This window comes from Candidatus Pelagibacter sp. PS_11, assembly GCF_059417975.1.
Map to the genome: position 1 here is coordinate 750680 of NZ_CM182075.1, position 23946 is coordinate 774625.

Sequence of the window (23946 nt, forward strand, 5' to 3'; positions counted from 1 at the left end):
TACCTCTCTCTTTTTTAATAATGTTTTGGTTGTTCTCTTTTAATTCCTAGTCCAAATTGTTTTGGTGCATCTGCAAGTGGAGGAAGATTGTCTCTTGATCCATCTGCTTCTGCTAAGTTTTTTTGGATTGCTGCACCAGGCTTGTAAATCATGTGCGCAAATTTTGACCAATAAACTCCCCCAAATAAAACAATGTTTGAGGTAATAAATAAAATTAAAAATAAATATCCTAATCCAGCTGATCCAGAAGATTGAAAGTATGACCAAGCTAGTCCAGTAGTAGCGCATGCAAGAAGTGCCAATACAAATAAGTCAGCTTTAATAATTCTATACCATGGATGAGCTTCGGCTAACACATCCACTCTTAAAAATAACCAAAACCAGTATCCACCCACACAAGTCATAATTGCTCCAACATGCCAAATCATAGGCCAAATTGTTGGTGCAGTAGTTCCTGTTCCAGTGTAACCAAAAATTAATACGACTGATGCAACCCAAAATAAAATAGTTCCATACATTCCCATAACGTGTGCAACTCTTCTTTTACCAGCTCCAAGCTCTGCCGTAGTTGCGATATCATGAGCTACAGTTTTTAAAATAATTGATGTTTTTTCTCCAACTCCTAGTTCTCTTTCAGCTGCTAATTTTGCTTTTTTTGCGTTATTAAAAAAGTAAGTTACATTTTTATGATGGATCATCTGAACTATTGTTCCAATAATAATTAAAGCAATCATAGCTAAAACAAAAAATTGTATGGCTGCAGGAGATATTGTTTCAGCTAAAACTGAAAAAGGGTTAATTGACATCATAATTAGTAATACCTTTATTTAGAATCTATGTTGATTGTGATTATTTAGTACAGATGAAATAATAGATCAACCGTTTTGTATGGGTTATTTTACCATATAAGATTTTACACCTTACGCTTGTAATGCTGTTTCTTTGGTATAACCGACCGAACTCCTCCTTGTGGGTTATCAACATCGCCTTCTCTACGAGGAATTAGATGAATATGACAATGCAAGATTGATTGTCCAGCAATAACTCCAGCATTTGTTCCAATATTAAATCCTTTAACTGCCGGATCTTTTAACAATATTTCCTCTTTAATTTGTTTGATTAAGTTATTGCAAGCAATCACTTCATCGTCATTTAAATCAAAATAATCCACAACATGCCGTTTTGGAATAATTAAACAATGGAATTCGGACACTGGATATGTGTCATAACTAGCATAAGCCAAATCATTTTCAGCAGCTAGTCCACTTTGTTTGGAGTTGCAGAATAAACAAGGATTATTTGGGTCAAACATAATTTTATCTATAGATAGAGCATTTGTTAACTTCATTTTTATAAAAATTAGATAGTATTTTATAAAATTTAAAACTTTTTCTCTTCCACTTGATTTCATTAATATTTTTTATTGAAGCAACACCTTTTCCAGAACCAATGAGAAGAATTTCACTAAATTCAGATAAAGTTTTTATCAATATATCTTTGTTAATAATTTTACCTAATTTTTTATTAAAAAATTTATAGGTAATGCCCTTATAAATATTATTTATTGGAGAGTATACTTTATCATCTTTTATAAACAGTATATTTGAAGTTCCACTTTCTAAAATCGTATTCTTGTAACAAAGACCAACATCTGAATTGGTATTATCCATTTTAGATAAATATTTTAATATAAAGTTATATTTAAGATTTTTGAATTTAGGGTCAAATCGTTTGTGACGGATAAGCTTTAAATTAAAATTTAATTTAGGAGTTTTTCTGTTTCTCAAAGAAATTGATATCATCTTTTTATTCACTGCAACTCTAAGAAGATGATTATAAGATCTTTTTTTATCAATATTCAGTTTGATTAATTTAAGAATATTTTTTTCAAGATTTGGGTTATTTAATTTATAAACTTTTAAAGATTTTATTAAATTTTTAATATGTTTTTTAAAAAAAAGTATTTTAGCAGGTTTTCCAAAAATCCACATTGTAGTGAATACACCATTATCCCCCCAAAGATCTTTAAAATTAATCTCTTTGTAAGTTTTATGCTGATAAGATTTTTTTAATAAGTAAGTTACCATTTTCAGTTAAAAAAGATTCAGGATGAAATTGAAAGCCAAATATTTTCTCTTTATTATTTTCTATTGTCATTGCTGTATTTGAAATAGCACACCTCATTGTAATTTCAAAATTTTTTGCAGCAAACGGCTCTTTTAATTTTAGAGAGTGATATCTACCTACAGTAAATTGACTATTTTTTTTAAACAATGAATTTTTGCTAGTTACTTTTATTTTAGATTGGAAACCATGGTAAATCTTTTTTTGTTCAACTATTTTTCCATTTTCACAATGAAGAATTTGTTGAAACCCAAGACAAATTCCAATAATTTTTTTTTTACCTTTAAATTTTTTATAAATCTCAGAACTAATTGGATAATCTTTTGGAGCACCTGGACCTGGTGAAAAAACAATAATATCTGCTTTTTTTAATTTATTTTGATTTATTTCATTAAAATTAGTGCAAACAACTTCATCAAAATTTTGAAATTGATGTACTACGTTTTGAGTAAAAGAGTCATGATGATCAATAATGTATATCATTTGTAAAGATCCATTAATGACTTTGCTTTAATATAGTTTTCATTAAATTCATGAGCCGCATTACTGTCAATTACAACTCCAGAGGCCACAGAAATTTCTGATTTACCTTTAAAATTTAATATTGATCTAATAATAATATTAAACCTCATATCTCCATTGAACTTTAAGTAACCAAAACTACCTGTATAAATATTTCTATTTTGTTTTTCCTGTTTGTTTAACAAATTTAATGTACTAATTTTAGGACATCCTATTACAGATCCTCCAGGCATCATTGCCTTTATAATTTCTAATGAGGTAACTCTACTCTTGAGTTGTCCTCCAATTAAACTCACATAATGATAAAGATCTTTATATTCTTCAACTATCTTCTTTTTTAAAATTTTTACTGAACCTGGTTTACAAATTTTAGATAAGTCATTTCTTTCCATGTCAACAATCATGTTGTGTTCTTTGGATTCTTTTAAGTTTTTTCTAAAAAAAGTAAGGGCTTTATTTTTATTTAATTTTTTAGTTTTCTTTAAAGTGCCTGCAATTGGTTTTGTGGTTATAAAATTATTTTTTTTTGTTATCAAATTTTCAGGTGAACAACTTATTATTGAATAATTTTTATCCTTAATCATAAAGGCTTCAGGAGCCATATTGCTTTTTACAAGTCTACTAAAAAAATCTAAAGCATCTATTTCTGATTTATTACTATATTTAGTGCAAATTTTAATCTGATATGTTTCTCCAGATTTTATTTTCTTTTTAAATTTATCAAATATTACCTTATAGGATTTTTTATTAATATTTATTTTGAATAAATCATTAGAATTTAATGATCTTGTTTTTTTATACTCAAGGTTGTTTGGAAGTTTTATTTTTGTTTCAGGTTTGTAAAATATTCCTTTAGGGAAATTTATTGTTTTTTGTTTTTTTATTTTTACGTCAATTAGATTATTTAATATTTCATAGCCAAAAAAACCAATAAATAGATCTGTTTCTTTATGAGGAAATCTCAATCTATTATTTTTGTTAATAAATTTTTCAATGTTATTATTGTTTAATATGATCTTTTTCGAAAAGTCTGTATAAAGATCAAACCCTTTATCAGATTTATAGATTATAAAGGGTTTCTTTGATTTATTTAAATCCAGTAAGTAGTTTTTCTTATTCAATTTCTATTCTGTTTTTAGTCTTAGAACTGCTTGTTCTTTAATTGGTAGATGTATTATTGCTGCAAAAACAGATAAAACAATTGCTAAATACCAAGCATAATCATAAGAGCCATATAAATCATGAAATAATCCTCCAAGGAAAGCTCCAAAAAATGAGCCTACTTGATGGCTTAAAAAAACTATTCCATATAATACACCTAAATATTTTGTTCCAAAAATATGAGCAACTATACCACTTGTTGCAGGCACTGTTGATAGCCATAGAAAACCAAAACTTGCACCAAAGATAAATGCATTAATGTTACTCGCTGGTAGAAATATAAATAATATAATTGAAACTCCTCTCAATGCATAAATAGAGCTTAAGATAATTTTTTTACTAATTTTTGTAGAAAGATATCCACTTAATAAAGAACCAAATATATTAAAGAGACCAATTAATGATAAAATTGCAGCAGCAGTCCAACTTTCTAAACCTCTATCAATTACATATTTTGGGACATGGGTTCCAACTAAAGTTATGTGAAAACCACACACAAAAAAGCCAGATGTCAGCAATATGTAGCTTTTGTTTTTAAAAGCTTCTTTTAAAGCATCAAAAGTACTTTGATCGTTAGGTTTTTCAATAGACTGAGCAGCAGATGGAGATCTCACAAAAAAAGCTATTATAAGTCCAATAACCAGGAATATTGTGAATACAAAAAGTGTATCGACCCATCCATTTTTAATTAAAGAATAACTCGTATAAAGAGGAGAGATAAAATACCCCAAAGAACCAACGGCAGTCACAATACTCATTGCTATTGTTCTGTTTGATAATGGAAAATGCTTTCCAACAATTGACATTGGAATACTAATTGCAGTTCCGCCCAAACCAATTCCAACTAAAAGTCCTAAATCGATTTGAAAAAAAATTCCAGTATTTGGACCAGCGTATAAAAAGTAAATCCCTAAAATATAAAAAACAAAAGCTAAGCAAATTGCTTTATGTCCACCATATTTATCTGCAATAGCTCCAAATATAGGACCTGTTAAACCCCACATTAACATTTGAATACCAATTGCTAATCCAGATTGAGTTATTGAAATATCTAGGTCATTTTTAAAATCTATGAAAAACAGACCAAAAGTTTGTCTAACTCCAAGAGAAATTAAAACAACAACACAGGCTGCAATCAGCGTTATTAAAGCTGTTTTATTTTGAATAAATTTTTCTGAATTCATTTAACGTATTTAAGAGATTTTTTTAAATCATCTATGAGGTCTTTTGGATCCTCTAAACCAATATGTAATCTAACTAAATGTTCATCTTTTGCTAATTTTAGATATTCTCTATTACCTTGTTCACGTTTATCTTGATATAACGCAAGGCTTTCAAATCCACCCCAACTATATCCATAACCAAATAATTTTAAAGAATTAACAAACTTAATTACAGAGTTTTTGTTTTTTGATTTAATTTTTAGACCCATCAATCCTGAGGCACCAGAATAATATTTCTTCCACATTCTAAAATTAAAGGAATCTTTTTTATGAGGATATAAAAGTTTTATGTTTTTGTAATTAGATAAAAACTCAGCTACTTGTTTTGCACTTTTTTCATGTTTGTCTAATCTAACATCTAAAGTTCTAAGTCCTCTTGTTATTAAATACGCATCATCAGGACCAAGCCTTAAACCAGTTATCTTATTCGCTTTATCAACTTGTTTAAAAACTTTTTTATTAACAGCTAAACTTCCACCCATAACATCTGAATGACCTGAATAATATTTGGTAGCCGATACAATTGACATATCAAAACCAAGTTTAATTGGTTTTAGAAAATAAGGGGTTCCCCATGTATTATCAATTGCTGAAAAAATTTTATTCTTTTTTGCAATTGATACTATTTTACCTAAATCTTGAAAATCAAACGTATTGCTTCCAGGATTTTCAACAAAAATTAATTTTGTTTTTTTTGTAATTGCTTTTTCTAAAGTTTTCAAATCATGTGGGTCATAAAAAACAGATTTTATATTAAATTCTTTTAGAAAATCTTGAGTTAAAATTCTCGTAGGTGAATATGTTGGATCTGCCACAATAATCTCATCACCAGGACGAACAATACTAAATATAGATAAGAAAACTGATCCAAATCCAGTTGGTGTTAAAAATACATGATAGCACTCTTCCATTTCTTTAAGTATCTGTGACAAAACATGGGTTGTTGATGTTCCCTGTCTTCCATAATCAAAATGTCCACCCGTTGGATCTTTTTTGCTCTTATCCTGCATTTTTCTAATATCTTGCATGGATTTGAAGATAATAGTTGAGGCTCTGACTACAGGAGGGTTAACTGACTGATTGTGGTAATCTTTTGCAGTATGTTTAAGGAAAGTCTTGAATGATTTAGTCATAAAAAATTTGATAAGTTAAGGGGACAATGCTATATCCCTCGAATTACGTCAATAAAATTAATAATAGGATAATATGGGTTACCCAAAAAAACATAGAGGCCGAAGAAAACAGGGTTCTAAAAAAAGAAGAGCAAAGAGAAAAAATAAGAAAAAATAGCTCTTTGTAATGGACGAGATTAAAAAAGTTAAATCCATAAGCATTTGGGTGTTCATTGTTCCATTCGTTGCAATAAATACCTGTCTAGTATTAATTACGCAGTTTCATGCTTTATTCCCTAACCAAGAACACATAGTCCATAATTCGTTATGGCCTTATATAGATGGTGGTCTTTCTATTAGTCGAGCGGCTAGGCCTTACCCAAGCTGGTTGATATTTAAACCAGCAATGTTTTTGACATCATTTTTACTTATCAAATACTGGTATTTTAACCGAGACATAATATTAAACTTTAACAAAGACTTTAAACATCTTAAGAAAATAATTTTTTTTGGTGTGGGCTCAGCTGTGGCTCTGACTATTCATTCAATATTTCTTGGAATTGAATTTGATAATAATTTATATAAATTATTCAGAAGAATAATAATGCTAGTATTCATTATATTCGAAATTACAGCGCAAGCTTATCTAGTTGTCGCACTATATTCAGTTAAAGAAAAATTATCTAAATTTATAAATATTAAAGTTCTAAAATTAAAATTAATTTTAGTTTCAACATTAATTGTTGTTGCTGTAATTGCTATTCCAATAATTAGTTGGCCAGGAAACACATTTAAGTTTGTCAAACATGCACTGGAGTGGGATTATTTTTTAGGTGTTATAACTTTTTATTTATTAACTTATTTCATGTGGAAAAAGAAAAATTAGTTTGTAATCCATCCACCACCAAGAACTTTATAACCTTTATTATTTTTTGAATAAAAAACACATGCTTGACCTGGTGCAATGCCATGTTCTTCTTCCAATAAATTAACATTAGCTGAGGTATTGTCTATATTTATCTTAGCCTTGATTAATCTACCGGTAGATCTAACTTTCACAAATAATTCTTTTTCAAAATCTTTTCGGTCGTTCGTAATAATATTTAAATCTTTTAAATTTATTTTTGTTTTAACAAGATATTCTTTAGTTCCAACAATAATTTCATTTTTATCTGCAATGATTTTTACTACATACAATGGGTTTTTGTCAGAGACACGAATTCCTTTTCTTTGACCAATTGTATAGTTAATAATACCATCATGAACTCCTATTACTTCACCATTCATGTTTTTAATATTACCTTTGCTAAAAGAATTTGGTCTAAATTTTTCTATAACTGAGGCGTAATCTCCATTTGGTACAAAACAAATATCTTGGCTGTCGGGTTTGTCTGCAACATTGAGATCTAGATCTCTTGCTATATTTCTTGTTTCATCTTTAAGAAGGTTGCCAAGTGGAAATCTTAAAAAATTTAATTGATCTTTTGTTGTGTTAAATAAGAAATAACTTTGATCTCTATTTAAATCAATTCCTCTGTACATATCTGTGTTATTTTCATCTGTGATACTTTTTACATAATGACCAGTAACTAAAGCATCAGCTTTTAATCTCTTAGCTTCTTCAAACAAATCAGTAAATTTAACTGTTTTATTACATTGTACACAAGGTATTGGTGTTTCTCCATTTAAATAACTATCTATAAAATTATCAATTACGCCCTCTTTAAATTTGTTTTGATAATATAAAATTTTATGTTCTATCTTTAATTTGTCAGCCACTCTTTTGGCATCCATGATGTCTTGTCCTGCACAACATTGTTTTGAGGATGCTGTTTCTTTACTATCGTTATAAAGTTTTAAAGTTATGCCTATGACTTTATAACCTTCATTTTTCATCATTGCTGCTACTGTCGAAGAATCTACTCCTCCTGACATTGCAACAACAATTAAAGTATCATTGGGTTCTTTTGCTATTCCAATTGAATTCAATTTTGTCATATTTAGTGATATTTATTAGTATATTCACTATAAGTAAATTAAATGATTTTAGATTATGAGCCAGGTGACAAGGTTACCAACAAAAATAACAAAGATTGGGGCATAGGTCAGGTACAATCAATAATAAATGGTAAAGTTACTGTAAATTTTGAAAATGCTGGAAAAAAAGTGATCAACTCAAAAGTAATTCAATTAGAAAAATTATATAAATGAACCTTGAAGAAAAAAAGAAAATTACCCTTTCACTTATAGATACTTTTAATAAAGCAAGTCAGGTAGCTTTAGATTTAAGAAAGGCTGGCTTAAAAAAAGAAATTAAGTCAGATAATACCCCAGTGAGTAATGGTGATATTGAGGTTAATAAAATATTAACAAATAAAATAAAAGAAATAACTCCTAACATTTCAATTGTTTCAGAAGAAAGTGCAAACCACAAAATGGATATTAATCTAAATAATTTTTGGTTAATCGATCCGATAGATGGCACTAGGGATTACATTAATAATCGTGATGAGTTTACTTTAAATGCAGCATTAATTTTAGACAAAAAACCTGCAATTGGAATTATAACAGCTCCAGCAAAGAAAAGAGTATTTTATTCTTATGGCCTATCTCATAGTTATGAACTAATTGACAATCAAGAAATTTCTTTAATGAATAAAAAAAAAGACTTTGAGGGGTATACGGCAGTAAGCTATTCAAGTGAACTTAAACCTGAAATTTTAGAAATTCATAAAAAATATAAGATACAATCTTTTCAAAAAATGAAGAGTTCATTAAAATTTTGTGTAATTGCTGCTGGTGAATTTGATATGTATGTAGCTGAACCAAGAGCTTGTGAGTGGGATATTGCAGCTGGTCATGCGATCCTTGATCACTCAGGGGGGAAAGTGACTGATTTTAATTATAATGAAATACTCTATGGAAAAACTGAATTTAAAAACCCAAGTTTAATTTTAAAAAGTAAAAACGTATTATAATGGATGAGCAATTAAGAATAATTTTAATAATTATAGTATCAGTTTCGATCTTTGGTTTATTAGTTTTTGTATTTGTTAAAAATGTTATTAAAAATAGAATTCAGTCTCTTGTTGAAGAAGAAGAAAAAGAAAAAAAATTAAAGTAATCTAATTATTTTAATATAGTCAGCTTGATCAATATCCATGATCCTTTTAGAGGTTTCAAAATCAAAACCATTTCTTGCTAGTAAAGCAATATCCTTTTTGTAAAATAATACTCGATTATCCTCTACTCTCGCTGGTCCAATTCTCTTTTTTTTACATATTTTTATTCCAGAAAAAAAATCTTGGTCAGAGTTATCCTCTTTAATCTTATCTATTGTTTCTTTAATGTAACGATCATTAATTCCTTTGGTCATTAGATAGTTTCTGATTTTATTAACCGAACTACCTCTTTGAATTAAACTTCTAGACTTGCTTTCAGAATAGAATTTGTCATTAATAAACTTACTTTTTTCAAGATCTTGTAAAACAACATCAATTAAATCTGTAATATCTTGTTTTTTAATATTTTCTAAATTAGCTTTTAGATACTTCTTTAATAGATAGGTTCTAAGCTGTTGTTTTGACGGGGCATATCTTTCAATATATGCAAACGAGAAATTTCTCATCTCCTCTACCGTAGCTTTTAATGTTTTTTTTCTATTTCTCATATGAATCTCAATAGCTTATTATATAATACACTAAAAAATGATCGATCAAATTTATACATACTTTACAATTGAAATGATTTTTCTTTGGTTAAATCTAGGTGTCTTGCCTTTTTGGTTGATATTAGTCTTCTTTCCACAGTCACAGATATGTAGAGTTTTTATTACGTCAATTTTTCCTTTTATTATTTTAAGTTTTGCGTACGGCTATTTAACTTATGTGCTGTTTAACGAGGGCTATGACTTTATTAAAAACTTTGAATTATATTTGGGCTTAGATTCAATTGGTTATTTATTCAATGATAAATCCTTCTTAATTTTATTTTGGACTCATTTTTTATCTATCAATTTATTTTGTGGTGGATGGATTGTTAAGGACTCACAAAAATTTGGTATCAATAAAATAATAATGTCTTTTCCATTATTAATAACATATTTTATTGGTCCTATTGGACTTACTCTTTATTGGATTATAAGAATTTTTTACGCAAAAAGAATTAATCTATATGACTAAAGAAATAGATTTCTATTTTGATTTCATAAGTCCTTATGCATATTTAGCTTACAAAAAGATCCAGTCGTTACCAAAAGATATTAGAATAAATTATAAACCAATTTTATTAGGTGGTCTTCATAATTTAGAAGGAATAACAGCTCCAGCATTTAACAAACATAAGTTAAAACATATGATTAATGACTGCCTATTAATTGCAAAAAAAAATAATTTTGACTTTAAGTGGAATTCTAAATTTCCTATAAACTCATTAAATATCATGCGTGGATATTTTAATTTTAATTCATCAAAGAAAGATCAATATATTAAAACAATGTTTGATGCTTACTGGAAGGATGATTTGGATATCTCTAATGAAGAAATTTTAATACAGATACTTGAACAGTATAAAATTGATAAAGATATTTTTTTTGAAACAATTAAAGATCCTATTATTAAAGAAAAATTAAAAGATGCCACTAAAAATGCTCATGAAAAAGAAGTTTTTGGAGCACCCACTTTTATTGTTAATAATAAAATATTTTGGGGACAAGATCGTCTAGAATTTGCTTTAGACGAATATAATAAATAGTTTAAACTATTTTAAAATCACTTTGGCTTATTGCTGCAAAGCCCCCATCAATGTGGGATACATTTTCAAAACCCATTTCTTTTAAAGATTTGGCTGCAAGAGCAGATCTTAGGCCACCAGCACAAAACAAAACCATTTCTTTATTCATGTCAATTTTTCCACTTTTAAAATAAGGACCTTCTGGATCTAACCAAAACTCTAACATTCCACGAGGTATATGATTTGAATTTTCAATTCTACCTGTTTTGTCCAGTTCACCTTTTTCTCTAATATCAATTAAAGTGCATTTATCCTCATTCGATAACTTTAATGCTTCGTCGGCAGTAATAGTTTTAACCTTACTTAAAGCTTCAGAGACTAGAGTTTGTGATGATTTAATAGTCATAATATTATAAAGAAATAACTATAAACAATTACATGAAAAAAAACATCCTTAAAAAATTATTTATTAAACTTTCAAAAATTCTTGGTTACGAGATAATTGATCAAAGTGACTTTAGCTCACCTACACTCGAGAAACAATTAAATGAAAATCTTTCAATTATTAATGAAAACTCAATTATTTTACCGCTTGGTGAGGTAAAAATTACTAAAAAAGTTAGCTCTGTATTAATTATATTTAGAACTAATACTGATGTGGAAATATGGGATCAGAATAAAAGAAGATTATTTGAACAACCAAAAATTGAATATGCTTTAAAAGCTTTAAATTCATTAATAAAGTCAGTTAACTTTTCTATAAAAAAATACCCAAACATTAAATTTAAGACAATAATTGTTGATGATAATTCTAAAGAAGAAAATCTAAATAAATTAAAGAAGCTTATAGATCAAAGTAGTTTAGATATAAGTTTTACTCCTTTAAACCATGAAAAATACAAAGATATAATCAAACAACAAAAAAATGATCAAACTTTTTCTAATTTAGCGAGCCTACTTCAGTCTTTTGAGTTAGCAAAAGAATATAGTGAGGATTTAGTTTTCTTTGTTGAAGATGATTACTTACATTTTGAACCTATGATGGAAGAAATGATTGCATCTTATGAAAGAATTGCTTCACAATTAAATAGGGATATCTTTATGTGTCCTGCGGATTATCCATACCTTTACATGAATAATGAAAAAACTAATATTTTAATTGGTAATAAACGTCACTGGCGAACGGTTAATCAAACTTTATGTACATTCATGACAACAAAAAGTTTGCTCAATAAATATTGGGAAAATTTTTATAACACTTGTTTAGATAGACATGAGCCCTTTGAAAAATATTTAAATAATATTTATAAAAAAGAATTTTGTATTTCACCTATAAAAAGTTTATCTTTACATTTAACTAATGTTAATTCTAGTTATGGATTATCACCATTTATTGATTATAAAAAATTATGGGATGAAAACGATATAACTAATGCTTAAAATTAATTCTAAAGCACCTTTGTTTAAACTAAACTCAACAGATGGTGAGATTTATTCTTTAAAAGATTCACTTGGTAAATATGTGGTTCTTTATTTTTACCCTAAAGATGACACTCCAGGATGCACAATTGAGACTAATGATTTTAATAAATTATTACCTAAATTTAAAAAACTGAATTGTGATATTTTTGGTATTTCCAAGGATGATCTAAAAAGCCACCATAAATTTAAAGAAAAATTTAAGATCAAATTTGATCTTTTATCTGATGTAGAGCTTAATATTTTAAAAAAATACAAAGTTTGGGCTAAGAAGAAATTTATGGGTAGAGAGTTTATGGGAATAGTGAGAACAACTTTCTTAATTGATCCAAATGGTAAAATAGTAAAAATTTGGGATAATGTAAAAGTTAAGGATCATGCTAAAGAAGTGCTTGATACCCTAAAAAACTCTAGAAATTAAAAAGGCCCCAATTAAGGGGCCTATTTTCTAACTATAAGAGAGATATTATTTATTAGTCTCTGATTGCGTAAGCAATTACTCCTGTTTCAGTAACATCTGTACCTTTGGCTTGAGCTTCTTTACTCAATCTAATTCCAAAGAGACTATTCATAATCGACCAGACTATGTAAGCCACTACAAAAACAAAAATATTAATTGATAAGACACCAATTAACTGTGCTCCGAATGTTGCGTCTGCATTTGTGATCGGTACTATTAAAGTTCCAAAAATACCCGCAAACATGTGAGCTGGAATTGCACCTACTACATCATCAAGTTTAAATGAAAATAGTAGTTTAGTTCCAAATACAACTATCACACCACCCACAGCACCAATTAATATTGCTGCTAATGGAGATGGTGCTAATGGTTCAGCTGTTATTGCAACTAACCCACCAATTGCACCGTTTAACATTTGTATTACATCAGTTTTACCAAACAATAATCTTGTAACTACGGCTGCAGCTAATACACCTCCGCAAGCTGCTAAATTAGTATTAATAAAGATTGTTGAAATAGCCACTGCATCAGCAAATGAACCTAATGCTAATTGAGAACCACCATTAAATCCAAACCAACCTAACCATAATACAAACACACCAATAGTTACTAATGGAATTGATGATGCTGCAAATGGTTGAATAGCCTTTGGATTGCCTTTACTATCAAATCTTCCAAATCTTGGACCAAGTATTATAATTCCAGCAAGTGCAGCAGCACCCCCAGTTGAGTGAACTAGAGTTGATCCAGCAAAATCAGAAAATCCAATAGTTGCTAACCAGCCTCCACCCCATTGCCATCCCATTACTATAGGATAAATAACACCAGATAAAATTGCTGCAAATAAAAAGAATGGCCATAACTTAATTCTTTCAGCCATTGCTCCTGAGCAAATTGAAACTGTTGTTGCACAAAATACCATTTGGAAAAACCAATCTGATCCAGCTGAATAGCCTGTCTCTAGTGAACTTGAATCTGACCAAGGTGCAAATGTACCTATATATCCACCTTCTGGTATACCGTATGCTAAATTGTAACCAACTAACCAAAACATAATTCCTGAAATTGCATACAAACCAATATTTTTTGCACAAATTACAGAAACACTTTTAGAAGTAACCATTCCTGACTCAAGCATTGCAAAGCCTGCCGCCATGAACATTACTAAAAAACCACAAATTAAAAATAGGAGTGTATTAAATACAAACCCTACTTCAGCAGAAATAGTTGTTTCTGCTATTCCAGCACTACTCATGTTTATTAAAAAAAATAAACTAATAAGTGGAACTGATATTTTTTTTATTATTTTTATCATTAAGACCTCCATGTTTAAGTTTCCACTTATATTTTGGATGAACTTGAAAACTAATGTTGATTGGGAAATTTAGGTATGCAGTGATTGCATATAGTAACAGCCTTGTTACATTTCTGTAAAAGGCTGTTAATGAATTTGGTATTTAATTACTTATTAAATATTTCTTTAAGTGCTTTAGCTGGTAAGAACTTAACTTTTTGAGAAGCACCGATTTGAATTTGCTCTCCAGTTCTAGGATTTCTTCCAACTCTAGCTTTTCTTTTTGCTACTTTGTAAGTTCCAAATCCAGCAATTTTCACTGTATCGTCACCTTTTAAAGCATCTAGAATAGTGTTTGTAATAGTATCAAAAGTACGCTCAGCATCAGCTTTACTTAGGTTTAAAGAACCTGAAAGTTGTGCTATTAATTGTTTTTTGTTCATTTATTTAGCTCCGGTTTTATTGGTTATTTTCACATAATTTACATTAAACCTCATAAATCAAGCTTTTTATTAGTGTCTACTAAAATAAAAACCCCAATATATAGTGATTTGTTAAATAAATGTTGATTTTAAAGGATTATTTAAGAAATATAATTATTAAAAAACTTAAATAAACCAACGTCTTTTAGGTCATTAAACGTTGTAAAAAACATCAATGATAGCAATAAAAACATGCCGATTCGAAAAAAACCTTCTTGAGTTTTTTGTGATAATGGACGCCCTAATACCTTTTCAATTCCGTAAAACATTAAGTGCCCACCATCTAACATTGGAATTGGGAACAAGTTTATTAACCCTAAACTAATAGAAATATACGCCATAAGGCTTATAAAAGGTAAAATTCCAAATTCTGCAACTTGTCCGCTAATTTTTGCTATTCGAATTGGACCACCTAACTGTGAAGTGTCACCATTTCCAGTGAGCATGCTTCCAATATATTTAAGAGAAGAAGAGCTTACATAATAAACTTCATTAACCGCATAAAACAATGCTTTCGTAGGACCGAGTTTAACGTGATTTACCTCATTATTATAAGCACCAAGTTTAATACCAACCATACGTTTACTGATTTTATTTCCAAGATTATCTTCTCCTTCAACAATATTCGGTTTTACTCTAAAGGTTAAGTCTTGATCATATCTGTTTACTGTAAAATTGATAAATTCATCAGTAGACATCATGATATATTTTGAAACTTCCATAATACTTGTAACCTCATTGCCATCAATAGAGACCACAATATCATTGTCTTTAAGACCAGCTACCATTGCAGGACTATCCTTTTGAACTTCGTTAATTACAGCTGGTGTAAAATCTTTTCCAGCAAAGGTATAAACTGAGAAAAATATTAGGATTGCTAATAAAAAGTTAGCTAAAGGGCCACCAAATACAATTAAAGCTCTTTGATATAAAGGCTTTAGTACAAACAGTTTATCTTGATCTTCTTTACTATATTCTTTTATAATTTTGTCATTATCTGCTTGGCTATAAACGTTTCTATCACCAAAAAACTTAACATATCCCCCAAGAGGTATGACGCAAACCTTCCAACGAGTTCCCGATTTATCATTCCAACCAAAAATTTCTTTACCAAAACCAATTGAAAAATCAGTAACTCCTACACCGTATCGTTTAGCAAAATAATAATGCCCATACTCATGGATAAACACCACCACAACAATTAAAGCAATAAAAGGCAATATATAAGATAGCATAATAATTACACTCTAACTGACTTTAAGGCTGTTCTCAATAGTCAATTCATTTAAAAAATAAACAAATTAATGACAAATAAAAAAAAATTTTGTATTTAAATTTTATTAATTAATTTTTATGCAAAAAAAATTTAAAGCAATGGTTCTTTCTTGTATGGATCCAAGGTTCCAATCCCTAGTCTATAAATTTACTAAAAAAAAGAACTTAACTGGAAAGTATAGCTCATTTACTATTGCAGGTGGAGCTATCGGGGTTACTCATAATAAATTTAAAAAATGGCATCAAACATTTATTGATAATTTATCAGCTTCAATTGAACTTCATAAAATAAGTAAACTCATTGTTATAAACCATGAAGACTGTGGGGCGATTAAAATTGCCGAAGGTAAAAAAGATTTAGATGAGAATGAAATTCACAAAACTTCTTATCAAAAACTAAAACAACTATTAAATAAAAAATTTCCTAAGCTTCGTTTAGAATTTCATATCATGAAATTAAATCAAAAAATTATAAAACTTTAGTAATTATTAATCTTAAAATGAAAGTGAGTTAACTTTTAATATTGTAGCCTTTTTTAAGCAGGATAGTCACAAGGGTAATACAAACCATTAAAAAGAAAACCATCGAACTAATACTAATCCAAATATCAAAATCAGAGACGCCGTAGAAAGAAAATCTTAAGCCATCTATTAGATAAACTACTGGATTAAAATATGAAATTGTTTGCCAAAATGGTGGCAGCATATCAAGAGAGTATAAACTGCCTCCTAAAAATACCATTGGAGTAATGACTAATGATGGAATAATTGACATCTGCTCAAAGTTTTTACTAACCACTCCAATTAAAAATCCAAATAAAGCAAAAGTAAAAGAAACTAACACTAATAAAAATATCATTAACATTGGATGCATAACACTCACATCAGCAAAAAACGAGGCGGTTGCATAAATTACAGCACCAACAACTAAAGTTTTAGTGGCTCCTGCCCCTACAAAAGCTAGAACGGTTTCAAGTGTTGAAATGGGTGCTGCTAAAATTTCATTAATAGTTCCATTAAATTTTGGAAAAAAGATTCCAAACGAAGTGTTACTTATTGATTGAGTAAGGAGTGTTAACATTAATAAACCTGGTACAATGTAAGACCCATAACTAACCCCATCAATTTTTTGAATATAATTTCCAATAACTGAACCAAAAACAACAAAATATAATGATGTAGATATTACGGGGGATAGAAGAGATTGACCTATAGTTCTTATAAATCTATTCATCTCATGAACATAAATAGCTTTAAAGCCGTAATAGTTAAATTTCATTATTCTCCTTTACTAAATCAACAAATATTTTCTCTAATGTACTTTGTTCTGTTTTTAAATCTTTTAACTTTAAGCCAGTATCTTTTATATCTTGCAATAAATCCGTAATACCCGTTTTTTCAGCCTGAACATTATAAGTATAAATTAATGACATCTGCTCTTCACTTATTTCAAGATTATACTTAGATAAATCTTCTGGAATTTCTGTAATTTTTTTCTGCAATTCAATGGTTAGTTTTTTGTGTCCCATTTTCTTAATTAATTCTTTTTTATCCTCAACTACAATAATTTCACCTTGATTAATTACAGCTACACGATCAGCTATAGCCTCAGCTTCTTCAATGTAATGAGTGGTTAAAATAATTGTAACCCCTTTTTTTCTAAGGTCATCAACAACCATCCACATATCCCTTCTAAGCTCAACATCAACTCCAGCTGTTGGTTCATCAAGGAATAGTATTTTAGGTTCATGAGATAAGGCTTTTGCAATTAAAACTCTTCTTTTCATTCCACCTGATAATTGTCTTAATCTTTGATCTTTTTTATCCCATAAACTTAAATCTTTTAAAATTTTCTCAATATGCTCCGGTTTAGGGGCTTTGCCATATAATCCTCTAGAATAGGATACAGTATCAAAAACTGTTTCAAAGGATTCTAAATTTAATTCTTGAGGAACAAGACCTATTCTTGATCTTGTCTCTCTATAATCTTTTATAATATCAAAATTATCAATTGTAACTGTGCCTGAAGAAGGTTTAACAATTCCACAAATAATACTAATTAAACTAGTTTTGCCAGCACCATTAGGTCCAAGCATAGCAAGGATTTCACCTTGTTTTACTTTAAGGCTAACATTATTGAGGGCTTTAAAGCCATTATCATAAACTTTTGATAAGTTGTTAATGGATATTTGAATCTCAGACATTTGTTAAGGTGTATATAGTTATTAATACACCTTTTACAAATTATTAGGTCTATTTTTTAGAGCCTTTTATTTTCCAAAATACTATTGGTAGAAATGTTGCAATAATAAAAGATAAAAACAACAATGATTGAGAGACAAAAGCTGGAAAAGTATCACTCGGTAAAATTATACCAACTAGTAAGCTCTTTGAAAAATCAGGCGCTGGAAATAAAAGAAACCCTCCAATTAATCCAATAATAATTGAAATATATGCTGTTTGTTCATTCAACTTCTTGTTATAGAAACTGTAGAAAACAGTAAGCACAAACGCACAACAAAATAAATCAGCAAGTAGGAATAAATATAAAACACTAAACCCTTTTGAAGCAATTGCAAAAGCTACAATTGAAAGTGCTACTATAAAATATTTTGATAATGTTAAGTAATTAGTTTTTTTATCTAAATTTAAAGTCGCTTTACCATCAACTACAATTAAGCTTGAAATAGCGTTAACTAAAGTATCAACCGTACTAATTGTTAAAGATAGACCAAGTATTACAATTATTAATGATAAAAATTCTGTCTGTTCACTTAACAATAGAGAAAAAAAACCAAGATCAGGAATAACTTTTGGGTTAACTGATACCGCAACCAAACCACTAAAGCCCATAAAAAAGACTATTGGAATAATTACAATAAATGCAACTATTAAACTTTTCTTTAAAACTTCGTTATTTTTTGCTGCATAAACTCTTTGCCAATTTCCTTGGTGAAAAAGATTAGTTGCAGCAACCGCGATAAAGAACGTTAATCCTGCAGTATAGTTTGGAATATAACTCGCACTTAATAAATGAGGACTTTTTTCTTTAATAAATGAAAAAGAAAACTGATCACCTATAAATGAAGTTAGATAAAAAACTGAAATTAACAATAAAGCTACAATTACGATCATTTGAATATTATCTGTAAAAATTGAAGCTCTTAAGCCACCATATAAAGTATAAGCAAGCGTTGCGATCAGAATAATTAAAGAGGTGATCCAAAGCTCAGTTCCTGAAATATAGTTTATTAATATGGCAACAGCTGTTACTTCTGCACATAAAAAGACGAACATATAAAATACCGTCATCAGTAAAATAAGTTTAAATAAACTCTTACCAAATCTTTTTCTTAAAAATTCAATTAGCGTTGAGCCTTTTGGAAATTCAGTTCTTATTTTTTTTCCAAGTGAAATTAAAAAAATCATTGGAAAAGCTGTACCTAAGGCATAACCAATCACAGCCCCTATTCCACCCCATGTTGCAGCAGAAGCTGGACCAAATAAAATCCAAGCCCCAAGTGCTGATGCAATTAGGCTTGTGGTTAGTGAAAAGAAACCAATGTTTCTATTCGCAGTTAGATAATTGTTAATTCCTTGATATTTTTTAGAGTAAATTAATCCAACTATTGTAAAGATTAAGCTTATAGTTATGACGAGTGTTAATGATGTTGATTGACTTATAAAGTATGCTTTATCCATTGTTCTCCCTTTCTGAATTACCGGACAGGTTATTAGGGTTTATTCTCAGTCAGTTACGACACCCCTAACAATTTTTATAGACTATAATTTAGAATATTAAAGAGAAACTTATTGCTTAGTATCTAATATTTCTAAAGGTAATGGTGCTTCAGGGTACTTTTCCTTACACAATTTTTCATAATTTTTGCAAAGAGTACTTACTGTTTCATGTGCTTCATCTTTTGAAGTTAAAAATTTAATTAAGGTGTCTCTCTCTAGTTCAATTTCTTTAATATCTGCTCCTCTTAAATATTCACCAGTTTCAACTTCCCAGTAAGTATCATTTAATTCACCAATATCTGAAGTATTAAGTTTATTCTGAAGTTCAATAATAATCTCATCTTCCGTTTTACTATCTTTCATTGGAGAGTTAACTAATTTTCCTAAACATTTATCTTTAAGATCATCTAAAAAAGTATTGTAGGGTTTACCTTCAGCTAAACCTTGAAAGTGATTACTTTCAAAGTATTTGTTGATTGCAGCATTGGTTGAAATTTTATTTTTACCCTTAGCAATGGCTACTTGAACGTAAACTTCCTGACTAATATACTCATTTAGATACTCTTTAATTTTATCAGATAGCATTTTATAAATTTTTATTTAATAAGCTTAATTGTATAATTCATCGAATAATATAGACAAGCATTAATGATTTCAAAAAAATATTATTCAATTATTTTTGTATTTTTTATTAGTTTGGGAATGTCTGTGTTTATGTCTTGTGTAATCACTATTGTTAACACTGGTCTTGAAGGAGATTTTCTTCATCGGTGGGGAACTGCTTGGCTATTTGCTTTTCCACTTGCTTTCTTAGCTGGAAATTTTTTTTCACCAATCTCGAGAAAGCTTACCGATAAACTAACTAAATCTTAACTTTTCAATCTTAAATTTTTAGGATCAAATGCTGGTTCTTCAATAATTTTTGATTTTATTTTTTGTCCCTGAATATCTATTAGAAATTCAGTTCCAACTTTTACTAAATTAGAATTCACATATGCAAAGGCTAAACTTTTGTTTACCCTAAATCCATAAGCACCAGAAGTAGTTAAGCCAACTCTTTCATTGTTATGGTACACTGGCTCATTACCCAAAACATCTGCTGTATTTGCCTCTACCTCTAAATAAACTAGCTTTATTTTAATTCCTTCTTTTAATTTTTTATCAATTACTTTTGATCCAATAAATTCACTTTTTTTATCTAAGTTAAAAAACCGATCTAAACCTGCTTCAACTATACTAATTTCAGGAGTTAATTCAGTTCCCCAACCACGATATCCTTTTTCCATTCTCATTGAATTCATGGCATGAGATCCAAAATTTATTATTTTTAAATTTTGACCTGCATCCATTAATAAATCATAAAGTTCTTCTAATTTATTCATTGAAACGTGAAGTTCCCAACCTAATTCTCCCATGTAATTCACTCTTAAAGCTAAAACTTTTATATTATTAATTTCAATTTCTTTTGCTTTTAACCAAGGGAAATTTTCATTTTCAATATTTTCTTTTGTGGTTTTTGCTAGTAATTCTCTTGATTTTGGACCAATTAATCCAAGAACACCATATTCATTAGTAATATTTTTAATATCAACTTTTTCATTTTTTAATTTATTTTGATTAAACCAATCTAAATCTCTTATTTCAGATAATGCTGCAGATAAGCCATAGTAATGATTATCTTTTACTTTAGTGATAGTTAGCTCACTTTGAATTCGGCCAATTTTATTATGTATATGTGTTAAGGCTATACTGCCATTTTTTTTTGGAATAATATTTGAGCAAAGTCTATCTAGAAAAGTGGAGCTATCCTCCCCTGTTATTTCATACTTAGAAAAAGTGCTTAAATCTATAATTCCAACATGTTCTGAAACATGTTCACATTCTTTTTGAATTATAGAATGTATGTTGTTTCTACTATAGCTTAACTCTTCTGTTATATTTTCTTTATTAAACCAAGCAGGTTTTTCCCAGCCATATAAATCGTAATATTCCGCTCCTTGATCTTTTAATTTTTTATAAATACCTGATGTTTTCATTGGTCTTCCAGCTTCAACTGTCTCGTGAGGCATAGGCGTTACATACATTCTTCTGTATTGCTCTTTTGATTTCTCAATTGAATAATTTTTATTAACCCAACTCATGTATCTACGGGGTTCAAATTCAAGCATATTAATTTCAGAGTCTCCATGAACAATTTGTTGTGCCATATATTTTCCAGCTCCCCCACCATGAGCTATTCCGATACTAGCTGCACAAAACATCCAAAAATTTTTAAGACCCGGTGCAGGTCCTGCTAAAAAATTGTCATCTGGTGTGTGTGTGATCGGTCCACAAATTATTTTTTTAATACCCACATCTTTAAATTCAGGAATTCTATCCATCCCTTTTTCAAGATGTTTTTCAATTCTATCTAGATCAGGCTCAAGTAATTCCATGTCAAATTTCCAATCCATTCCATCTAAGGCCCAAGCTTCTACATCTTGTTCGTAAGGACCAATTAATAATCCTTTTCCTTCTTGTCTTAAATAAGATGAGGAATCTGGATCTCTTACAACAGGAAGTTCTTTTTCTAATTTTTCAATTGCTGGATGAGACTCAGTTACTAAATATTGGTGAACCATATTAATACTTGGAATGTTTTTTAGTCCAGCCATTTCACCCACTTCAGGACAAAAACTTCCCGCAGCATTTACAACGTGCTCACAAGTAATTTCACCTTTTTCAGTAATTAACTTCCATTCCTTTGATGGTAATTGTTTAATGTTTGTTACTCTATTGTTACGATAAATTTTAGCACCAGCATCTCTTGCACCTTTTGCCATTGCGTTCGTTGTGCTTGTGGGGTCTGTATATCCATCTTCTGGTGTGTAAAATGCACCAACGATTCCATCTAATTTAATAAATGGATGATATTTTTTAATTTCATTTGTGGTAATAATTTCACAAGGAGAGCCTACTACGTCTAATATACCTTTTGTGTGATGGAACCATTCAAGGTCTTCTTTCTTATAAGCAAGCCTTAAACTACCCGTTTCATGAAAACCTGTTGCTTGACCAGTTTCTTTTTCTAAAGATTTATATAAGTTTGTTGAATGTAAATGGATTTTTGCGAGGCTTAAACTGCTTAACATATGAGGACATTGCCCAGCTGCATGCCAAGTTGATCCCGACGTAAGTTCACTCTTCTCAATTAAAACAATGTCTGTCCAACCTTCATTAGTTAAATGATATAAGAGACTAACACCCATTATACCACCACCAATAATGGCTAATTTTGCATGAGACTGAATTTTATCCATGATTAATAAAAGATATCATTCAAGAAATGGATTTACTATTTAAATTTTATTTAGTGCTCAGCTCTAAATTTCGAATGACAAGATTTACAACTACTCCACATATATTTTCCAAGAGTTGCCTTCATATCTTCTGTTTCATCAATAGCAGATGTTAACTCAATCATATTACTTGAAGCTTTTGTCATTAATAAATTAAATTCATCTTTATTTTCCCAAATAGAAGGTAGTGCTTCTGTTTCAAATCCAGTTTTTGAATTTTCAGGGAAGAGATCTAATAATCTTTTATAATTATCACTCATTTCAATCATTAATATTTTTGCTTCATCTAAACTTCCATTAGATGCAAGACTATTAATTCTTTTTGCCGTTTTGTAATTTTTACTAAAAATAGATTGTCTTTCTTTAATAATCTCTTCTGCTGTTTGCTCAGAAAAAGCACTGAAAGTATAAAATAATATAAAGATAAAAAATAAAGTATTTTTAATTAATGTCATAATATGTTTAATTTAAACATGTCTATATTTAATAACATATCAAAACATGGATTACTTGCCAAATTAATCCATTGGCTAACTGCCGCAGGATTACTAATTCAAATACCACTAGGCTTTTACTTGGTAGATTTAGACTTTGATCAAACTAGGGTTGATATAGAAAATTATCATATATTATTTGGATTAATCCTATTTTATACAACTCTAATAAGGCTGACTTTTAAACTATTATCTCCTACACCAAATTTCAATGACAATGCTTTTCCTGGTCAAAAACTTCTAGCAAAGTTAAACCACTTTTTTTTATATTTAGCTTTATTAACAATAACTATATCGGGTATTTTTAAGAAATTATTTAATGGTGAAAGCTTAGTTATTTTTTTCAAAAAAGTTAATCTAACTTATAATTTTGAGCTCTCAGAACAGTTTTATTCAATTCACATATTAGCAAACTACATTCTAATTGGTTTAATAAGTCTTCATATTTTAGCAGTACTGTTTCATAAATTTTTATTAAAAGGGAATATTTTAAAGAGAATTTTATAATTT

At 29.1% G+C, this 23946-nt stretch carries 30 protein-coding genes; 11 read left to right on the forward strand and 19 right to left on the reverse strand.

Annotated elements, in window-relative coordinates:
- Window positions 1-14: 14 nt before the first annotated feature.
- The 7 genes from AC5SLT_RS03945 to AC5SLT_RS03975 all read right to left on the reverse strand — a co-directional run bounded on the left by AC5SLT_RS03945 (window position 15) and on the right by AC5SLT_RS03975 (window position 6163).
- Window positions 15-809: an adenylyl-sulfate reductase gene (locus tag AC5SLT_RS03945; protein WP_271564759.1), complete on the reverse strand. Its 795-nt coding sequence runs from the start codon at window positions 807-809 to the stop codon at window positions 15-17.
- A gap of 104 nt (window positions 810-913) precedes the next feature.
- Window positions 914-1348, reverse strand: a complete 435-nt coding sequence (locus AC5SLT_RS03950) for an HIT family protein (RefSeq protein ID WP_011281982.1) — start codon at window positions 1346-1348, stop codon at window positions 914-916.
- Window positions 1317-2087, reverse strand: coding sequence for an aminotransferase class IV (locus tag AC5SLT_RS03955; protein ID WP_494591253.1), 771 nt, complete (start codon window positions 2085-2087; stop codon window positions 1317-1319). Before AC5SLT_RS03955 ends, AC5SLT_RS03950 begins: the two co-directional genes overlap by 32 nt.
- Entirely contained in the window at window positions 2050-2607 is a 558-nt protein-coding gene (locus AC5SLT_RS03960; protein WP_011281980.1) for an aminodeoxychorismate/anthranilate synthase component II, read from the reverse strand. The genes AC5SLT_RS03955 and AC5SLT_RS03960 overlap by 38 nt, the downstream gene beginning before the upstream one ends.
- Window positions 2604-3767 (reverse strand): chorismate-binding protein, encoded by a 1164-nt coding sequence (locus AC5SLT_RS03965; protein WP_494576227.1) that lies wholly within the window; start codon window positions 3765-3767, stop codon window positions 2604-2606. Before AC5SLT_RS03965 ends, AC5SLT_RS03960 begins: the two co-directional genes overlap by 4 nt.
- Window positions 3768-3770: 3 nt before the next feature.
- The gene (locus AC5SLT_RS03970) at window positions 3771-4991 is read right to left on the reverse strand and encodes an MFS transporter (RefSeq protein WP_494591254.1); all 1221 of its coding nucleotides are present in this window, start codon (window positions 4989-4991) and stop codon (window positions 3771-3773) included.
- A complete protein-coding gene (locus AC5SLT_RS03975; RefSeq protein ID WP_271499483.1) occupies window positions 4988-6163 on the reverse strand; it encodes a trans-sulfuration enzyme family protein in 1176 nt (391 codons plus the stop codon). Before AC5SLT_RS03975 ends, AC5SLT_RS03970 begins: the two co-directional genes overlap by 4 nt.
- Window positions 6164-6329: 166 nt before the next feature.
- Between AC5SLT_RS03975 and AC5SLT_RS03980 the strand changes: the two genes are divergently transcribed.
- Complete coding sequence (locus AC5SLT_RS03980) at window positions 6330-7028, forward strand: hypothetical protein (protein ID WP_494591255.1); 699 nt, start codon at window positions 6330-6332, stop codon at window positions 7026-7028.
- On the opposite strand, the gene mnmA is transcribed toward AC5SLT_RS03980, so the two are convergent.
- A complete protein-coding gene (mnmA, locus tag AC5SLT_RS03985; RefSeq protein ID WP_494591256.1) occupies window positions 7025-8140 on the reverse strand; it encodes a tRNA 2-thiouridine(34) synthase MnmA in 1116 nt (371 codons plus the stop codon). The two genes, AC5SLT_RS03980 and mnmA, sit on opposite strands and share 4 nt — an antisense overlap.
- Before the next feature lie 42 nt (window positions 8141-8182).
- Between mnmA and AC5SLT_RS03990 the strand changes: the two genes are divergently transcribed.
- The 3 genes from AC5SLT_RS03990 to AC5SLT_RS04000 are packed head-to-tail and all read left to right on the forward strand — an operon-like array spanning window position 8183 to window position 9266.
- Window positions 8183-8353 carry a DUF3553 domain-containing protein gene (locus AC5SLT_RS03990; RefSeq protein WP_271499474.1) on the forward strand — a complete coding sequence of 57 codons (171 nt, stop codon included), beginning with the start codon at window positions 8183-8185 and terminating at the stop codon, window positions 8351-8353.
- The gene (locus tag AC5SLT_RS03995) at window positions 8350-9120 is read left to right on the forward strand and encodes a 3'(2'),5'-bisphosphate nucleotidase CysQ family protein (RefSeq protein ID WP_271499472.1); all 771 of its coding nucleotides are present in this window, start codon (window positions 8350-8352) and stop codon (window positions 9118-9120) included. The genes AC5SLT_RS03990 and AC5SLT_RS03995 overlap by 4 nt, the downstream gene beginning before the upstream one ends.
- Window positions 9120-9266 (forward strand): hypothetical protein, encoded by a 147-nt coding sequence (locus tag AC5SLT_RS04000; RefSeq protein WP_494576238.1) that lies wholly within the window; start codon window positions 9120-9122, stop codon window positions 9264-9266. The genes AC5SLT_RS03995 and AC5SLT_RS04000 overlap by 1 nt, the downstream gene beginning before the upstream one ends.
- Here AC5SLT_RS04000 and AC5SLT_RS04005 read toward each other — a convergent pair.
- Window positions 9258-9812, reverse strand: coding sequence for a regulatory protein RecX (locus AC5SLT_RS04005; protein WP_271766274.1), 555 nt, complete (start codon window positions 9810-9812; stop codon window positions 9258-9260). The genes AC5SLT_RS04000 and AC5SLT_RS04005 overlap by 9 nt on opposite strands.
- A gap of 37 nt (window positions 9813-9849) precedes the next feature.
- On the opposite strand from AC5SLT_RS04005, the gene AC5SLT_RS04010 reads away from it, so the two are divergent.
- Together AC5SLT_RS04010 and AC5SLT_RS04015 are read left to right on the forward strand one after the other, a co-directional pair.
- On the forward strand, window positions 9850-10323 hold the full coding sequence (locus tag AC5SLT_RS04010; RefSeq protein WP_271499464.1) for an ABA4-like family protein: 474 nt from the start codon (window positions 9850-9852) through the stop codon (window positions 10321-10323).
- Complete coding sequence (locus tag AC5SLT_RS04015) at window positions 10316-10894, forward strand: 2-hydroxychromene-2-carboxylate isomerase (protein WP_494591257.1); 579 nt, start codon at window positions 10316-10318, stop codon at window positions 10892-10894. Before AC5SLT_RS04010 ends, AC5SLT_RS04015 begins: the two co-directional genes overlap by 8 nt.
- A 1-nt stretch (window position 10895) precedes the next feature.
- Here the strand turns inward: AC5SLT_RS04015 and AC5SLT_RS04020 are convergent, their stop codons facing one another.
- On the reverse strand, window positions 10896-11279 hold the full coding sequence (locus tag AC5SLT_RS04020; protein WP_271499457.1) for a rhodanese-like domain-containing protein: 384 nt from the start codon (window positions 11277-11279) through the stop codon (window positions 10896-10898).
- Between the two features lie 32 nt (window positions 11280-11311).
- On the opposite strand from AC5SLT_RS04020, the gene AC5SLT_RS04025 reads away from it, so the two are divergent.
- Together AC5SLT_RS04025 and bcp are read left to right on the forward strand one after the other, a co-directional pair.
- Complete coding sequence (locus AC5SLT_RS04025; protein ID WP_494591258.1) at window positions 11312-12313, forward strand: glycosyltransferase family 2 protein; 1002 nt, start codon at window positions 11312-11314, stop codon at window positions 12311-12313.
- The gene (gene bcp / locus AC5SLT_RS04030; protein ID WP_271499451.1) at window positions 12306-12773 is read left to right on the forward strand and encodes a thioredoxin-dependent thiol peroxidase; all 468 of its coding nucleotides are present in this window, start codon (window positions 12306-12308) and stop codon (window positions 12771-12773) included. Before AC5SLT_RS04025 ends, bcp begins: the two co-directional genes overlap by 8 nt.
- Window positions 12774-12825: 52 nt before the next feature.
- Here bcp and AC5SLT_RS04035 read toward each other — a convergent pair whose 3' ends face one another.
- From AC5SLT_RS04035 to rseP, 3 genes are all read right to left on the reverse strand, one after another.
- On the reverse strand, window positions 12826-14127 hold the full coding sequence (locus tag AC5SLT_RS04035) for an ammonium transporter family protein (protein WP_271499448.1): 1302 nt from the start codon (window positions 14125-14127) through the stop codon (window positions 12826-12828).
- Window positions 14128-14273: 146 nt separating this feature from the next.
- Entirely contained in the window at window positions 14274-14549 is a 276-nt protein-coding gene (locus AC5SLT_RS04040) for an HU family DNA-binding protein (RefSeq protein WP_006997102.1), read from the reverse strand.
- 140 nt (window positions 14550-14689) lie between these two features.
- On the reverse strand, window positions 14690-15823 hold the full coding sequence (gene rseP, locus AC5SLT_RS04045; RefSeq protein ID WP_494591259.1) for an RIP metalloprotease RseP: 1134 nt from the start codon (window positions 15821-15823) through the stop codon (window positions 14690-14692).
- Window positions 15824-15941: 118 nt separating this feature from the next.
- On the opposite strand from rseP, the gene AC5SLT_RS04050 reads away from it, so the two are divergent.
- Window positions 15942-16346, forward strand: coding sequence for a carbonic anhydrase (locus tag AC5SLT_RS04050; protein ID WP_494576249.1), 405 nt, complete (start codon window positions 15942-15944; stop codon window positions 16344-16346).
- A gap of 28 nt (window positions 16347-16374) precedes the next feature.
- On the opposite strand, the gene AC5SLT_RS04055 is transcribed toward AC5SLT_RS04050, so the two are convergent.
- From AC5SLT_RS04055 to AC5SLT_RS04070, 4 genes are all read right to left on the reverse strand, one after another.
- Window positions 16375-17142, reverse strand: a complete 768-nt coding sequence (locus AC5SLT_RS04055) for an ABC transporter permease (protein ID WP_494591260.1) — start codon at window positions 17140-17142, stop codon at window positions 16375-16377.
- Window positions 17132-18067: an ABC transporter ATP-binding protein gene (locus tag AC5SLT_RS04060; protein WP_494591261.1), complete on the reverse strand. Its 936-nt coding sequence runs from the start codon at window positions 18065-18067 to the stop codon at window positions 17132-17134. Before AC5SLT_RS04060 ends, AC5SLT_RS04055 begins: the two co-directional genes overlap by 11 nt.
- Before the next feature lie 49 nt (window positions 18068-18116).
- On the reverse strand, window positions 18117-19565 hold the full coding sequence (locus AC5SLT_RS04065) for a sodium:solute symporter family transporter (RefSeq protein ID WP_494591262.1): 1449 nt from the start codon (window positions 19563-19565) through the stop codon (window positions 18117-18119).
- A gap of 108 nt (window positions 19566-19673) precedes the next feature.
- Entirely contained in the window at window positions 19674-20189 is a 516-nt protein-coding gene (locus tag AC5SLT_RS04070) for a hypothetical protein (protein ID WP_494591263.1), read from the reverse strand.
- A gap of 63 nt (window positions 20190-20252) precedes the next feature.
- Here AC5SLT_RS04070 and AC5SLT_RS04075 point away from each other — a divergent pair, with 63 nt between their 5' ends.
- The gene (locus AC5SLT_RS04075) at window positions 20253-20477 is read left to right on the forward strand and encodes a DUF2798 domain-containing protein (RefSeq protein WP_271499606.1); all 225 of its coding nucleotides are present in this window, start codon (window positions 20253-20255) and stop codon (window positions 20475-20477) included.
- On the opposite strand, the gene AC5SLT_RS04080 is transcribed toward AC5SLT_RS04075, so the two are convergent.
- Together AC5SLT_RS04080 and AC5SLT_RS04085 are read right to left on the reverse strand one after the other, a co-directional pair.
- Window positions 20474-22903: an FAD-dependent oxidoreductase gene (locus tag AC5SLT_RS04080; protein ID WP_494591264.1), complete on the reverse strand. Its 2430-nt coding sequence runs from the start codon at window positions 22901-22903 to the stop codon at window positions 20474-20476. The two genes, AC5SLT_RS04075 and AC5SLT_RS04080, sit on opposite strands and share 4 nt — an antisense overlap.
- A 50-nt stretch (window positions 22904-22953) precedes the next feature.
- The gene (locus AC5SLT_RS04085; protein WP_494591265.1) at window positions 22954-23397 is read right to left on the reverse strand and encodes a c-type cytochrome; all 444 of its coding nucleotides are present in this window, start codon (window positions 23395-23397) and stop codon (window positions 22954-22956) included.
- Window positions 23398-23415: 18 nt separating this feature from the next.
- Between AC5SLT_RS04085 and AC5SLT_RS04090 the strand changes: the two genes are divergently transcribed.
- Window positions 23416-23943 (forward strand): cytochrome b, encoded by a 528-nt coding sequence (locus AC5SLT_RS04090; protein ID WP_494591266.1) that lies wholly within the window; start codon window positions 23416-23418, stop codon window positions 23941-23943.
- The last annotated feature ends 3 nt before the right edge of the window (window positions 23944-23946 follow it).